This window comes from Mycobacterium sp. 360MFTsu5.1 (assembly GCF_000383495.1).
GTDB lineage: Bacteria > Actinomycetota > Actinomycetes > Mycobacteriales > Mycobacteriaceae > Mycobacterium > Mycobacterium mucogenicum_B.
On the sequence record NZ_KB911469.1, the window covers coordinates 131408 to 146595 of the forward strand.

A 15188-nucleotide genomic window follows, 5' to 3' on the forward strand; every position below is an offset into this window, starting at 1 on the left:
CCCCGATTTTTCGGGTTCTACCTGCCATAACCTGCCGGTGACCGGCGGCCGTCGTGATGTACTTGCTGCCGACGACAGGAGGCCCGATGGTCAACCCTCCACCGGAGGACCGCGAAGAGGTCGCGACGGCGGCCGACGACAGCCCGTCCACCACGGGCGACGCGCCAACGACCGAGGTCCGGTTGCGCCGCGTGCGCGGCAGATTCAGCATCCAGTCGAAGCTCATCACGATGTTGTTGGCCGCGAGCATCGTCTCGGCCGCCATCGTGGGTTTCATCGGATATCAGACCGGGCAGGCCTCGTTGCGCAACGCCGCCTTCGACCGGTTGACGCAGGTCCGTGAGACGCAGGCCCGGCAGTTCGCCGTCCAGGTCACCAATCTGAAGAACGCGCTGCTCATCTACACCAGCGGGCCCGCGATGGCCGAAGCCGTGCAGGCCTTCAGCACCGGATTCAACGAATTGGCCAATGCCACAATCGATCCCGCTGAGCAGAACGCAATCGTCGATTACTACAACCAGGAACTGATCAACCCGGTCGAACGCGCGACGGGCGCCAAGTTGAACCTCAACGTGCTGTTGCCGTCGTCCAACGCGGCCAAGTACCTGCAGGCACGGTACACCGTCGCCGCGGCTCGGCCGAACGGCCCGCCGCCGCCGCCCGATCCCACCGCCTGGGGCGCCGCCGCCAACCGCTACAACCTGTTCTTCCAAGAGGTCGTGCGGTTGTTCGGCTACGGCGACGCCCTGTTGATCGATGCCGCCGGCAATGTCGTCTACTCAGCCAAGAAGCGCGCGGACCTCGGTACGAACGTCCTGTCCGGCCCGTACCAACAGGGCAACCTGCACGACGCCTACGCCAAGGCGATGGGCGCCGACCGCGTCGGGTACGTCGCCATCACCGACTACCAGACCTATCACCCGGCCGCCGACCACCCCATCGCCTGGATGGCAGCGCCGGTCGTTTCGGGCGGGCGCACCGTGGGAGTGGTGGCACTGCAGTTCCCGATCTCCGGGCTGAATGACCTGATGACCTTCAACGGCAAGTGGCAGGCGAACGGTCTGGGCGCCACTGGCGAAACCTATCTCGCCGGGACCGACGACCTCATGCGGTCGAATTCGCGCGTCTTCGAGGAGAATCGGCAGACCTATCAACGCGACGTCGTCGCGGCCGGGACACCGGCCGAGCTGGCGGAGCGGGCCGTCCGGCTCGGCGGTACCACGCTGATACAGCCCGTCGGCGGCCCCGCCACCCGCGCGGCGCAGCGCGGCCAGTCGGGGGTCCTCATCGCCACCGACTACCTCGGTCAGGAGACGTTGCAGTCATATGCGCCCGTGACCGTCGGTCCCGACGTCAACTGGTCGATCGTCGCGAAGATCAACACCGCGGAAGCCTTTGCGCCCGAGCGTGTCTTCACCCGGACCATGGGCGTCGCCGTGACCGCGATCGTCATCCTGGACTGCCTGGCCGCCATGGCGCTCGCGCAACTGTTCGTACGGCCCATCCGACGGCTCGAGGCCGGTGCCCAGAAGGTCAGCAGGGGCGACTACGACGCGATGATCCCGGTGCGGACGCGCGACGAATTCGGGGATCTGACCAAGACATTCAATGACATGAGCCGGCTGCTCGGCATCAAGGACGACCTGCTGCGCCGCGAACGCCGGGAGAACGCCCAGCTGCTGCGCTCGCTGATGCCCGAATCGGTCATCGAGCGCTATCGCAGCGGCGAGGAGACCATCAGCGAGAACCACCAGGACGTCGCGGTGCTCTTCGCCGACATCGACGGCCTCGACGCCCTCTCCAGTGCGCTGCCGGCCGACGAATTCCTCACCGTGGTCAACGAATTGGTCCGCCAGTTCGACGACGCCGCCGAACGCAGCGGGGTCGAGCCGGTGCGCATCCTGCGCAACGGCTACACGGCGAGCTGCGGTTTGAACGTGCCCCGGCTGGACAACGTCGAGCGCATCGTCAACTTCGCGATCGAGTTGCAGCGCATCGTGGCCCGCCTCAACGACGAGGACAATCTGCAGCTCGGTTTCCGGGCCGGCATCGACACCGGCACCGTCACCAGTGGCCTGGTGGGCGGCGCCACCATGATGTACGACATGTGGGGCAGCGCAGTCGATTTGGCCTATCAGATTCAGGCCGGCGGCGCCGAGCCCGGGATCTACATCACCGGGCGGGTGTACGACGCCGTGCACGACACCCACCGGTTCACACCGGCCGGGCAGCACACGGTCGACGACGTCGAAGAGCCCATCTGGCGACTGGCCGGGCGGCGGTAACCCGTGTACTCCTCCGGTTCGTCATGGTTCCTGTGGGTCGCAGCCATCGCCATCGGGCTACCTGTCGGCCTGATCATCCTGACCGAGTGGCGCCGCTCCCTGATCCGCCGGCGCAGCCCGCTCGCCGCGCCCGTCGGGCTCCTGCGCACGTATCTGCTGCCGGTGATCGCCGTGCTGCTGCTGATGCTCAAGGTCGCCGTCGTCCCCGCCCGCGACGTTCCCATCCGGATCGTGGCGACCGTCCTGGTGTTCCTGGTGCTGCTGCTGGTGCTGTCCGGCTTGAGCAACACGATGTTCGCGAACGCCCCGGAAACCTCGTGGCGCAGCCGCATCCCCCGCATCTTCCTCGACGTGGCCCGGATGGTGCTCATCATCCTGGGCTTGGCGGTGATCTCCCGCTATATCTGGGGCAGCAACGTCAAGGGCGTCTTCACCGCGGTCGGCGTCAGCTCGGTGGTCCTCGGCCTCATGCTGCAGCACTCCGTCGGGCAGATCGTGTCCGGGTTGTTCATGTTGTTCGAGCAGCCGTTCCGGATGGGCGACTGGCTTGACACCGCCGCGGCGCGTGGCCGCGTCGTCGAAGTCAACTGGCGCGCCGTGCACATCGAGTCCAGCACCGGCGTGCAGATCACCCCCAACTCGGTGCTGGCCGGCACGTCGTTCACCAACCTGAGCCGGCTGGCCACCTCGCACACGACCGTCACCACCACGTTCGCCGCCACTGACCCGCCCGATCAGGTGTGCGCGATGCTCACCCGGATTGCGGCCGCCCTGCCCAACCGCGGCGACGACGTCGAGCCCAGCACGGTGCCCATCGGCGATCACAAGTACCGCACCACCATCGGGCTCAAATCGCCCGGGGACGACGACGCCGTCCAGGCCACCTTCCTGCGCTGGGCCTGGTACGCGGCCCGGCGCGACAAGCTGCACCTCGACGGTGTGGCCGACGACTACTCCACCCCCAAACGTGTCGACGAAGCGCTCGAGGAGGCGGCGGCGGCCGCACTCCGGCTGAACAAGGCCGACCAGCAGGCTCTCGCCCCGTACGCACGCCTGATCCGGTACGGCACCGGCGAGCTCATCCAGGCGCCCGGCGAGGTCCCGAAAACCATCAACGTGGTGGTGTCAGGCCGGGTCCGGTTGACCGTGCCGACGGCCGATGGTTCAGTCGCCGGCGTGCGCAGCCTGGACAAGGGCGCGCTCATCGGCGTCGCCGCGTTCACCCACCAGGCCAACCTCGCCTACGTGCACGCCCTCGACGAAGTCACCCTGCTGCAGATCGAGCACGACGAAATCCAGCGCCTGCTCACCGACCGGCCCCAACTGTCCCGGGAGTTCGGCCGCCTCATCGACGAACGGCGGAGCGAGGCCAGAGCCACCATCAGATCCGCGGGGAAAGCAGACCGCGCCAAGGCAATTCGTGATGCCGGGGCCGCACAGCTCGGCACTGCTGGTGGAGCCAAGGGGTTCGAGTCCCCTTAGCCCCCGTCACGCAGTGCCCGCGGCGACGCTCAATTCACCGGCCAGCTCGCGCCGCAGCACCTTCCCCGTCGGCGAGGTCGGCAACTGGTCGCGGAACACCACGCGGTCGGGGGTGCGGGAGCCACGCAGAGCCGCCCGTACGTACTCGCGTAGTTCCTCGGGGTCGGGTGAGGTGTCCGCCTCCGGGACGACGACCGCGACCATGATCTGCCCCCACTCGGGGTCCGGCACACCGACCACCGCGACGTCGCACACGTGGGGATGTTCGACGAGGACGTCCTCCAGCTCGGCGGGCGCGATGTTCTCTCCTCCGCGGATGATGGTGTCGTCGGACCGGCCGTTGATGAACAGGAAGCCCTCGGCGTCCAGCCAGGCGAGGTCGCGCGTCGGGAACCAACCGTTCTCGTCGAGCACCGACCCGATGCCGGTGTACTTGCCCGACACCTGCTCACCCCGGATGAACAGCTCACCGATCTCGCCGTGGCCCAACGGCTTACCGTCTTCGGCGCGGATCTCCACCTCGATACCCGGCACCGGCCTGCCGACCGAACCCAAGCGCCGCTTGACGTCCGGGTCCGGTGATTCGTGGGCGTCGCGGTGGTCCTCGGGGGTCAGGACGGCGATGGTCGAACTCGTCTCGGTCAGCCCGTAGGCGTTGACGAATCCGACGTCGGGCAACAGGTCGAGCGCTCGCCGGACCAGTGGCAGTGGCACCTTCGATCCGCCGTAGGCCAGGTTGCGCAGGGAACTCGGGGCCGGCGCGCCGCGCACGAGTTCGGCGACGATGCGGTCCAGCATCGTGGGTACCACGGTGCCCGACGTGACGCTTTCCGCGTTCGCCAGGCGCAGCCATTCGGCGGCCTCGAATTTGGTCAGGTACACCATCTTTCGGCCCGCGTACAGGTTCGACAGCGCCGCGCTCACGCCGGCGATGTGATACGGCGGCACGCAGATCAGCGCGGCATCCTGCGCGTCTGCAGAATCGAATTCCACAGTCCCGGTGATGTAACTCGTCAGGTTGTGATGGGAGAGCTCGACGGCCTTCGGCTTGTTGGTCGTGCCGGAGGTGAACAGCACGATGGCGACGTCGTCCGGGTCCGCGAATTCGGCTGCGGGGTCCGCGGTGGTCGCCGCGTCGACGAAGGCCTTCGATTCCATTGCGCGACCGAAGGTCTCGGCGACATCGGCGAATTCCTCGTCATAGATCACCAGCGGATCGGGCAGGCGTGCGATGAGTTCGCGCAACGCGCCCGGGCTGAGCCGGTAGTTCAGCGGCGTCAGCGGACGGTTCGCCCGCGCCGCGGCGAAGATGAGCAGGGGCAGCATGGCGCCGCCGGTCCCGATGTAGGCGACGCTGCCGGCGCCGGACTCGGCGACCACGCCACCACCGCCGTCGGCGAGGCGGTTCAATTCAGCTGTGGTCCAGCGGGTTTCGCCGGAGACGACGGCGGCACGGTCCGAATTGGCCGATGCCGCCATGTCGAGCAGGATCGCGAGACTCAATGAACACTCCTTGTCGTACGACGCGCCAACAGCAGCCCGGCCCGCGCAACCAGGGCATCCTTCGTGACCTTCCCGGTGGCGTTCTGCGGCAGCTCGGCGACGAACTCGACGAACCGCGGCGCTTTGAACCCCGCCATCCGCTGCCGGCTCCACGTCACCAACTGCTGCTCGGTGACCGGCGACGCCGGGACGACGAAGGCCATACCGACCTGCCCCAGTCGGTCGTCGGGAACGCCGATGACCGCGACCTGATCCACCGCCGGATGCTCGAGCAGATAGCCCTCGATCTCGGCCGGGTACGCATTGAAGCCGCCGACGATGAACATGTCCTTCTTGCGGCCGACGATGCGCAACCGGCCACCGCCGTCGAACGATCCGAGATCGCCGGTGTGCAACCAACCATCGGCGTCGATGGCCTCCGCAGTGGCGATCGGATCGTCAAAGTAGCCGGCCATCACGGTGTAGCCGCGAACGAGGACCTCCCCGTCATCAGCGATCCGCACCTCGACGCCGTCCGACGGCCGGCCCACCGTGGTGGCGATGTCTTCGAACGAATCGCCCGGCCGTGACATCGTGGCCGTGCCGCATTCGGTCAGGCCGTACCCGGTGGCGAGCGCCTCGAACGGCAACTCGTGCAGCACGCGGCGCACCAACTCCACCGGGATGTCGGCGGCTCCCGTGACGCCGGCCCGCAATGTCGCGAGCCTGGACTTGTCGGGTACGGCGAGCAGTGAGTGATACAGCGTCGGCGGTCCGGGCAGTACCGTGACGCCTTCCCGCTCAACGAGTTCCACCACAGTATCGGCATCGAATACGGCCATGGGCAGCATCGTCGCGCCGCGGATCATCGCCGCGATGATGCCCGCTTTGTAGCCGAAGGTATGGAAGAACGGATTGATGATCAGGTACCGGTCACCGGCGCGGAGACCGACCCGGTCACACCATTCGGCGTATTGGCGCAGCGTCTGCCGGTGGTTCATCATCACGCCCTTGGGACGGCCGGTGGTGCCCGACGTGTAGATGATGTCGGCGATGTCATCGCCGTCGATGTCGCGGCACTCGAATGGCTCGGCATCGTCGAGAAATCCCGACTTCAGGTCGATAGCCGGGACACCCGCGGGCACCGCGAAATCCTGTCCGAGGAAACCCTTCTCGACCAATACCGCCTTGGCGCCGCTGCGCGTGATGATATCGGCGGCTTCTTCGGTCTTGAACCGCGTGTTGACCGGCACCACTATCCCGCCCGCGGTCACCACACCGAGCGCTGCGATCACCCAGTGAGCGGAGTTCGGCGCCCAGATGGCCACGCGATCACCCTTGTCGACGCCCAGCGTATGGAAGGCCCCCGCCGCTCGCCGGATGCGCTGCGCCAGTTCGGTATACGACAGCCGCAACGGCCCGTCGACCAGAGCCTCGGCATCGCCGAACCTGTCGGCGGCGCTGAGCGCCATCTCCGGAATCGTGTGCCACGTCATGACCGAAGTCCTTGGCGCACCAGGAATTTCTGCACTTTGCCGCTGGCGGTCCGCGGATAGTCCGCCACCTCGTGCAGTTCTTCGGGCCACTTCTGGCGTGCCACGCCCGCGGCCGCGAAGTGTTCGCGCACCTGCTGCAACGTGGGCAGGACGTGGCCGGGCCGCACCCGCACCACGGCGGCCACGCGCTCCCCCAGCCGGACGTCGGGCGCCGCCACGACCACCGCATCGGCGATGCCCGTCATGCCGAGCAGCACCTCTTCGACCTCCACGGCGCTGACGTTCTCGCCACCGCGGATGATCACATCGGATTTGCGGTCGGTGATGGTGAGATATCCGTCGTCGTCGAGGAATCCGATGTCACCGGTGCGGTACCAGCCCTCATCGTCGAAAGCCTTCGCGGTGAGCGTGTCGTCGGTGTAGCCGAGGCACAGATCAGGGCCGCGGCTGAAAATCTCGCCGTCCTCATTGAGCCGAATCTCCACGCCGGGCCGGGGATCGCCATCGGTGAAGAGGCGCTTGTCCTCGGGCGCACTCGGATGAGTACCGGTGATCGACGGGTGTTCGGTGCTCCCATAGGCGCGGTAGACGAAGACGCCGAGATCCGAGAGCCGGCGCGTCACGGCCGCCGGCACCGACGATCCGCCCAGGCCAACGGTTTTCAGCAGCGAACGGTGTTCGTCGGTGCAGTCGGGATGGTCGAGCAGACTCGTCACGAAGTACGGCGGCCCGCCGCCGACCGAAAGCCCGTCGCGTTTCATCAAGGCCAGCACCTGGCCGGCGTCCCAGCTGTCGCAGAGGTTGATGGGCCGTCCCTCCAGCACCGGGATGAGGAACGCCCCGACCATGCCGATGAAATGGCCGACGGGAGCGACGGTCAACTCCTTGCCGCGCTTGGTGGGGTACCCGGCGTTGAGCTGGCGCGTCTCACAGACCAGCGACTGGTGGCTGTGCACGACGCCTTTCGGATTACTCGTCGTGCCGGAGGTGTACGCGATGAGCGCCGGTGCCGCGGGATCCACGGCCAACGTGCCCGTCATCGGTTCGTCGGCGAGCAGGTCGTCGAAGTCCCGGCCCACCACCGCGACGATCGGCACGTCGGCGCACAGGTCGGCGTGGCACGCGGGGCGGCCGGCGTTGTCGGCCGTGATGAAGACGCGCGGCGCGGCATCGGCCAGGATGTGGGCCAATTCCTTGCGCCCATAGAAGTGCACGATCGGCACGACGACCGCGCCCAGGAATGCCGACGCCCAGAACACCGCGGCGGCTTCCATCCAGTTCGGCAGTTGGAAAGCGACGACGTCGCCCGGGCCCACGCCACGGGCCCGCAGGCCTGCCGCGAGCCGGCGGGCCACCCGCTCGGCCTCGGCGTAGGTACCCGACCAGTCCCGGACGGCCGAGTGGATCCGGAAGTCGGCGTCTGGCGCGGACCGCAGACCGGCGGCCAGCAGGTCGCCGACGGTCTCGCTGGTCCACCAGCCGTTGTCTCGGTAGCGGGCGACGAGACCGGCGGGAACTGTGCGGTTTACGGGGCTGCGGAGACCAGTCATGACGCTGGTGATGTTATTCTCCAAAAGAGAGAATGCCAATATCAGTTAGGTGGCACATGCAGGGCGAGCGAAGCGACAGTGCCGTGAACGTGGAGTTCGACGGCGGGTTGGCGGTGCTCACCATCGACCGGCCGCACGCCCGCAACGCCATTTCGCTGGACACGATGGACCAGCTGAATGCCGCGCTGGACACCGTCGCCGAGGCCCGGGTGCTGGTGGTGAAGGGTGCCGGTGAGCGCGCCTTCGTCTCGGGCGGTGACCTCAAAGAGCTGGCCGCCATCACGACGCACGACGGCGCCGCCGAGATGGCGTGGCGGATGCGCGCGATCTGCGACCGGCTGGTGAGTTTTCCCGGCCCGGTGATCGCTGCCCTCAACGGTCATGCGCTCGGCGGGGGTGCGGAGTTCGCCACCGCTGCCGACATCCGGCTGGCGGCCGACGACATCAAGATCGGCTTCAACCAGGTGACATTGCAGATCATGCCGGCGTGGGGCGGCGCCGAACGGCTCGCCGCCCTGGTGGGCACCGGCCGGGCGCTGCTGCTCGCGGGCACCGGAGAAATCCTGACGGCCGGCGATGCCGAGCGAATCGGCTTGGTGGACAGGGTCTTCGAGCGGTCACGCTTCGAAGACGGCTGGCGCCAGGTGGCCCAGGCACTGACAGCTGCGCCCGTGCGCGACATCAAGCGCGTCGTCCGCGGACTGCCGCCTGCCGACGCTGTCGACGCCTTCGCTCGGCACTGGGTGGCCGACGAGCACTGGGCGGCCGTCGACAACCGCACCAAACCGGTGCAGAGTCTTGACGCCGGACGCTCAGCCTGACGCGCCACCGGCCGTCAGCTGCGCCCGTAGTTCACGTTTGAGCACCTTGCCGTAGCTGTTCTTGGGCATCTCGTCGAGGTACACGTAGCGCTTCGGCCGCTTGAAGCGCGCGATGCGGTCGAGCAGGTGGGCATCCAGCTCGTCGGCCGGTGCGGCGCCGACGATGAACGCGACGACGATCTCACCCCACTCCGCATCGGGCGCACCGACCACCGCGGCCTCGGCGACATCGGGGTGCTCCAGCAGCACTTCCTCGACCTCCCGCGGATAGATGTTGCTGCCGCCACTGATCACGACGTCCTTCGACCGGTCGCGCAGCGTCAGGTACCCGCGGTCGTCGAACGAACCTATGTCCCCGGTGTACAGCCAGCCGCCCCGCAACGCGTCGGCGGTGGCCGCGGGGTTGTGCCAGTAGCCGGCCATGACAACGTCACCGCGACAGACGATTTCACCGATCTCACCGGTACCGGCGCGGCTGCCGTCCGGCCGCAGCACAGCCACCTCGACACCGGAACGGGCGTAGCCGACCGAGCCGAGGATCGCATCGTCACCGGATTCGTGGTCGACGCGGCGAAGCCCGGTGATCGTCATCGGCGCCTCCCCCTGCCCGTACAACTGCGCGAACACCGGACCGAACGCGGCCATCGCCTTCTTCAGACCGTCCAGGTACATCGGCCCGCCCCCGTAGATGACGGTCCGCAGATTGCGCGGCCGGGCGCGGCCGGTGTCGACGAGACGCGCCACCATGGTCGGAGCGAGAAACGCACTGCTGCCGGGGTGGTGGTCGCAGAGGTCGAGGAACTCGTCCGGGTCGAACGCGCTGGACTCGGGGATGACCTGGCGCGCGCCGCGCAGCACGTAGGGCGGTATGTACAGCCCGGATCCGTGCGACATCGGCGCCCCGTGCAGCAGGCTGCAGTTCTCGTCGGGGTCGTCGAGGTCGGCCAGGTGGGCGAGCGTCATGGCCATCAGGTTGCGATGCGACAGCATCGCGCCTTTCGAGCGTCCTGTCGTGCCGCTGGTGTAGAACAGCCAGGCCAATGCTGCCGGGTCGGTGTCCGGTGGCGCGCTGGGCGGCGCGGCCAGGCGGCGCGAATAGCCCTCAGCACCAATGACTTCCGATGGCCACTCGAGGCGGGCCGCAATGGCCGGCGACGCGAAGACCAGCGATGCGCCGCTGTCGTCGAGGATTTGCGCCATCTCGCGCGCGTGCAGTTTGTAGTTGATGGGGACCGCCACACACTGCGCGGCCCAGATCGCGAACAGCAGCTCGACGATCTCGGGACGGTTCTCGCTGGCGATCGCGATCCGCGCACCGGGCGGGCCGAGACCGGCGGCCAGGCGTAACGCGCGCTCCCGCAACTCCTTCCAGGTGTACAGCTGCGACTGTCCGCGATACACCGCGCCGCGGTCACCGAATCGGGTGGCAGCAGAATCCAGCAGCGCGAACATGTTCACCGCGCGATCCACTCCGAGTCCAGTGCACGGTCCGACAGGTACTTGGTGGCGCTCCACCCGCCGTCGACGACGATGGTCTGGCCGTTGATGAAACTGCCTGCCTCCGAACAGAGAAAGGCCACAGTGCCGGCGATGTCCTCGACCCGGCCGAGCCGCTGGTGCGGCGTCATCTCGACATTGATCTTGCGGAACCGGTCGTCTTCCAGCCGGTGGGCGACCATCGGCGTCACCGTCACCCCCGGCGCCACCGCGTTGCACCGGATGCCCTGCGCGCCGTACTGGCATGCGATATGTGTGGTCAGCGCGGTCAGCCCGCCCTTGGCCGCCGAGTACGCACCGCCGCGCAACCCACCGACAACCGCGAAGGTCGATGTGACGTTGATGATCGCCGATCCGGGAGCCAGGTGCGGGATGACCTCGCGGGCCAGGCGGAAGGGCGCGCGCAGCATCAGGCCGAGCGCATAGTCCAGCGCATCGTCGTCGGTCTCGTGCAACGGTTTCGGGCTGCCGACGCCGGCGTTGTTCACCAGGAAGTCGATGCGTCCCCATCGGTTCAGTGCGGCCTCGACGATGCGGGACGGCGCGTCGTTGTCGGTGAGGTTCACCGCGACGGTGGCGATGCGCTCCGGGTCGGCCCGCTGCAGGTCCGCCAGGCGGTCCTCGTCCCGGCCGGTGCCGAGGACGGCGATGCCGGCCGCGGCGAGCGTTGTCGCGCACCCGAATCCGATCCCGCTGCTGGCGCCTGTGACTATCGCTACCTGCATGTCAGCCTCGCTCTGATCTGGTGCTTGAGTACCTTGCCCGCATCGTTCTTCGGCAACGTCTCCCACGTCTCGACCTGCTCGGGGATCTTGAATCGGGCAATCCCCTTGGCCGTGAGGAACGTTCGCAGATCGGCGATCCCCGGGCCCGAACCGGCGGCCGGCACGATCACCGCGCACGCGCGCTCCCCCGTCCGCTCGTCCGGCAACCCGACGACGGCGACCTCCGCGATGCCCGGGTGGCCGACCAGGATGTCCTCGACTTCCTTGGGCGCGATGTTCTCCCCGTTGCGGACGATGATGTCTTTCGCCCGACCCGTCACCACCAGGCAGTCACGGTCCCACCTGCCGAGGTCGCCGGTCCGGAAATACCCTTCGGCATCACGGGATTCATCCTCGGCGTGCCGATAGCCGAGAAGCATCTGGGGACCCCGCACTCGGATTTCGCCGTCGACGAGCCTGATGTCGGCGATCCCGGCACGGCCGTCGGTGTCCGCGGCGGCGTCGGGATCGTCCAGCGCACCGACGGTGGTGACCGGAACCTCGGTGGACCCGTAGACGCGGCTGACCTTGGCGTGCGCGAAATACGCGGTGGCTCTGCGGATCAACGACGGCGGTACCGAGGCGCCGCCGCAGATGAAGACCTTCAGATCGGGCAGCCGGGTGCCGGCGCGCTCGGCCGCCGCCAGAATCTGTTCGAGGAACGGTGTCGCGCCGGCGATGTGCGTGCAGTGCTGCGCGGTCATCAGCGCGACTGCCGCGTCGGCGTCCCAACGTTCCATGAGCACCGCGGTGGTACCCAGCAACAACGGGCATTCGAACGCGTAGATGGAACCGCCGATGTGGGCGATCGGCGACGGGACCAGGAACGTGTCACCGGGCTCGATGAGCCAGTGGTCACGGAGTTGCCCGATCAGTGCGCCGATCGAATCGTGGCTGTGCAGCACGCCTTTGGCTCGCCCGCTGGTGCCCGAGGTATAGAGCAGCAGCGCAGGGTCCTCGGGCACGACCGCCGGGAACTCCCGTGGCGCCGCCGCCGGCAGTGCGCCGTCGCGCACCACGACGATCTCCGGTGGCGCAGCCATGTCCGCCGTCACTCGCGAGAGCATCGCGATATAGTCGTGGCCGCGAAACTCTTTGGGGATGAAGATCATCCGGCAGTTCGCATCGGCGAGGATGAATGCCAGCTCACGGTCGCGCAGCGACGGCAGGATCGGATTCACCACCATCCCGGCCAGCAGCGCGCCGAGGTAGACGACGGCAGCCTCCGACCAATTCGGCAGCATGAACGACACCACACTGCCGCGCGGCAGGCGTTCGGCAAGGTGAGCGGCAAGCCCGAGGGCCTCGTCGTGCAACGCCGTGCCGGCGACGCGGTGCGCGCCGTCGACCAGGACGGTCCGGTTGTCGTCCGCGAGTGTGCGGAGACCATCGATGATCGTGCGCATCACCGCCTCAGCTCTTGACCCGCCGCATCGTCATCGAATGCCGGTACCGCGCCGCGGGATGCGTGTTGACGGTGACCTGGGCGACGTCGCCGTCCGACGTCCGGTAGGTACGCCGCATCTGCAGCGCCGCGGTCCCGGCCTCCACCTTGAGCTGCGCCGCCAGCTCCGGCGTCACGACCACCGCCGAAATCTCCTGGTGCACTTCGGCGATACTCACCCCGAACAGATCCTCGATCAGCGGGAATATCGGTCCCGAGTGCCGGTGCAGTAACCGGCCCACGGCCGCGAACTCCCGGTTGATGTAGTACTCCGTCCGGCAGATGGGCGCATCATCACCACGGCGAAAGCCGTCCACCGCCAACCACTGGGAACCCGCGACCAGCCCGGTCCTGTTCTCGAGGCCGGGGTCGATGGTGACCATGGTGGTGGACACGATCTCGAACTGGGCGCCTTCGGCGAAGGCCAGCAGATCGTCGATCGACATCACGTCCTGTGCGTAGGTGTTCGCCACCGACCTGGGCACCACCAACGTTCCGGCGCGCGGCTTCGACTCGACCAGGTTGTCATCGCGGAGTCGCCGCAGTGCTTCCCGAACGGTGTAGCGGGACACCGCGAATCGCTCACAGAGTTCGTGTTCGGTCGGCAGCTGCGAGCCCACGGGATAGATCCCGTCGACGATCTCCTTCCGCAGGGTGCGGGCCACCTGAAGATAGCGGTGTTCGGTGGTGGCGGCGGTCATGAGGGCTCCCGAGACAGGGCCAGCACGCTGCCATCGCCGTCTGCCGAAACGTAGAGCGTGCCGTCGGGCCCGACGGCGATGCCCGCGAACGGGCCCTGTGGCCCGGAGAACGGTGGCAACCCCTTGAGCGGTTTCGGCTCGACACCGGGTGGCGCACCGATGGGCAAATTCGTGGCAATGGTGTTGCGCGACAGGTCGTTCAGGTCGATCACGAGCACTTCCTTGGCGCCCGCGTCGACGAGGTACAGGAGACCTCCGGCGACAGCGATGCCCTGCGGAGCACTGAGTCCGTCGGCCACGACGTCGAGGGACAAGCCGCCCAGCTTCAGCACCCGGCCCGCCGCGGACTCCGCGACCAGCACGCCGCCGTCGGGCGCGAACGCCACACCCACCGGGTCGAGCAGCCCGGTAGCCAGCACCTCCACCGAGCCGTTGCGCAGCGCCAGCACCCGCCCGGTGCCGAGTTCGGCGACGACGACGGTGGCGCCATCGACCGCAACGCCGTAGAGCTGGTCGAATCCCTCTGCCAGGACCTCGGTTTCGGCGCGGTCGGGCGCATACCTGCTGACCTGACCGCCAGAGGTCGTGACCACGAACTCCCCGGCGCCACCCGGCGCCAGTCCCCTCATGAACCCGGGATAGCCCGGCGAGAACAGCATCCCCACCGTGTTCAACGTGCCATCGGCGCCGACGGCGTAGAAGTACGTGCCATCGGCGACATACAGCCGCCCGTCGGCGGCTACCGCGAGATCCAGCGGCCAATTCAACCCACCCGGCAGCAGAGCCCGAGTCGAGCCGTCAGCGAGGATCTCAGTGATCTCACCGGTGAAATTCGATGCGAACAAACGCTTTCCGACAAACGTCAGGTTGTCCAAGCCCGGCGACAACTGCGCCAGCACCTGCTGCTCACCGCTGCGCGGATCGATGCGGAGTACCTGGCCGGTCGCCACCTGAGTGGAGACGAGGAAGCCGTCGGCGTCGAACTTGACGGCGTCGGGCACCCCGAGGCCCGCCGCAACCCGCTGCGGCTCACCACCATCCGGATCGATCCGCCAGATCTCATTGGCGCTCAGCAGCGGGAAGTACAGCATGCCGTCGGGACCGACTTCCATCGCGTTCGGTGACGGCAGGTCGTCCAGCAGGATTCGCGACACTCCCCCGGCGCGGTCGAGTTCCAGCAGCCGTCCGCCGTCACGGCATTCGTTGACGAACAAACGATCCTGATGCACGGTGATGCCGTTGGCACTGGGCAGGTCGTCCCGCAGCACGCGGGTCCGGCCGGCCGTGTCGAGCACGCTCACACGACCGTCCATCACCTCGGTGGCGTACAGGTTCCCGGCCCCGTCGAACGCGACGTCGTCGGGCGCGATGATGTCGCCACCCTTGGCGGCCACCGTCTCCAGCGCTCCGGTAACCGGATCGAGCGCGCTGATCTGGCTGCCTGTCACCTGCGCGACATAGATGCGTCCGTCTGGACCGGTGCGTAGTCCGTTCGCGCCGAACAGCCGACTCGACGCGGTCACCCGCTCCAGACGCCAGCCCTGCGCAACGCTCGGTTCGGTCGCGATGTAGCGGCTCATGCCGGGCGACGGTATCAAGCGACAGTAGTCCAGACAATAGGGCGATTCGTTCCCGCCGAACCTCTTGACTAGCCGATTCTCGCTGC

11 protein-coding genes are annotated in these 15188 nt (G+C 67.8%); 3 read left to right on the forward strand and 8 right to left on the reverse strand.

The window, feature by feature from the left end; all coding sequences use genetic code 11:
* The first annotated feature begins 86 nt into the window (after positions 1-86).
* Both H289_RS0119675 and H289_RS0119680 read left to right on the forward strand, forming a co-directional pair.
* A complete protein-coding gene (locus tag H289_RS0119675) occupies positions 87-2285 on the forward strand; it encodes an adenylate/guanylate cyclase domain-containing protein (RefSeq protein ID WP_020102532.1) in 2199 nt (732 codons plus the stop codon).
* Between the two features lie 3 nt (positions 2286-2288).
* Complete coding sequence (locus H289_RS0119680) at positions 2289-3767, forward strand: mechanosensitive ion channel domain-containing protein (protein WP_020102533.1); 1479 nt, start codon at positions 2289-2291, stop codon at positions 3765-3767.
* Positions 3768-3773: 6 nt separating this feature from the next.
* On the opposite strand, the gene H289_RS0119685 is transcribed toward H289_RS0119680, so the two are convergent.
* The 3 genes from H289_RS0119685 to H289_RS0119695 are packed head-to-tail and all read right to left on the reverse strand — an operon-like array spanning position 3774 to position 8295.
* Entirely contained in the window at positions 3774-5270 is a 1497-nt protein-coding gene (locus H289_RS0119685; protein WP_020102534.1) for a class I adenylate-forming enzyme family protein, read from the reverse strand.
* On the reverse strand, positions 5267-6745 hold the full coding sequence (locus H289_RS0119690; RefSeq protein ID WP_020102535.1) for a FadD3 family acyl-CoA ligase: 1479 nt from the start codon (positions 6743-6745) through the stop codon (positions 5267-5269). Before H289_RS0119690 ends, H289_RS0119685 begins: the two co-directional genes overlap by 4 nt.
* Positions 6742-8295 (reverse strand): AMP-binding protein, encoded by a 1554-nt coding sequence (locus H289_RS0119695; RefSeq protein WP_029105475.1) that lies wholly within the window; start codon positions 8293-8295, stop codon positions 6742-6744. The genes H289_RS0119690 and H289_RS0119695 overlap by 4 nt, the downstream gene beginning before the upstream one ends.
* A gap of 56 nt (positions 8296-8351) precedes the next feature.
* Here H289_RS0119695 and H289_RS0119700 point away from each other — a divergent pair, with 56 nt between their 5' ends.
* On the forward strand, positions 8352-9116 hold the full coding sequence (locus H289_RS0119700; RefSeq protein WP_020102537.1) for an enoyl-CoA hydratase/isomerase family protein: 765 nt from the start codon (positions 8352-8354) through the stop codon (positions 9114-9116).
* On the opposite strand, the gene H289_RS0119705 is transcribed toward H289_RS0119700, so the two are convergent.
* Genes H289_RS0119705 through H289_RS0119725 form a run of 5 tightly spaced genes read right to left on the reverse strand, consistent with a single transcriptional unit; the run spans position 9108 to position 15102 of the window.
* A complete protein-coding gene (locus tag H289_RS0119705; RefSeq protein WP_036420983.1) occupies positions 9108-10574 on the reverse strand; it encodes an acyl-CoA synthetase in 1467 nt (488 codons plus the stop codon). The two genes, H289_RS0119700 and H289_RS0119705, sit on opposite strands and share 9 nt — an antisense overlap.
* Positions 10571-11338: an SDR family NAD(P)-dependent oxidoreductase gene (locus H289_RS0119710; protein WP_020102539.1), complete on the reverse strand. Its 768-nt coding sequence runs from the start codon at positions 11336-11338 to the stop codon at positions 10571-10573. Before H289_RS0119710 ends, H289_RS0119705 begins: the two co-directional genes overlap by 4 nt.
* Positions 11329-12783 carry an AMP-binding protein gene (locus H289_RS0119715; protein WP_020102540.1) on the reverse strand — a complete coding sequence of 485 codons (1455 nt, stop codon included), beginning with the start codon at positions 12781-12783 and terminating at the stop codon, positions 11329-11331. Before H289_RS0119715 ends, H289_RS0119710 begins: the two co-directional genes overlap by 10 nt.
* A 7-nt stretch (positions 12784-12790) precedes the next feature.
* A complete protein-coding gene (locus H289_RS0119720) occupies positions 12791-13522 on the reverse strand; it encodes a GntR family transcriptional regulator (RefSeq protein WP_020102541.1) in 732 nt (243 codons plus the stop codon).
* The gene (locus tag H289_RS0119725) at positions 13519-15102 is read right to left on the reverse strand and encodes an SMP-30/gluconolactonase/LRE family protein (RefSeq protein ID WP_020102542.1); all 1584 of its coding nucleotides are present in this window, start codon (positions 15100-15102) and stop codon (positions 13519-13521) included. The genes H289_RS0119720 and H289_RS0119725 overlap by 4 nt, the downstream gene beginning before the upstream one ends.
* Between the last annotated feature and the right edge of the window lie 86 nt (positions 15103-15188).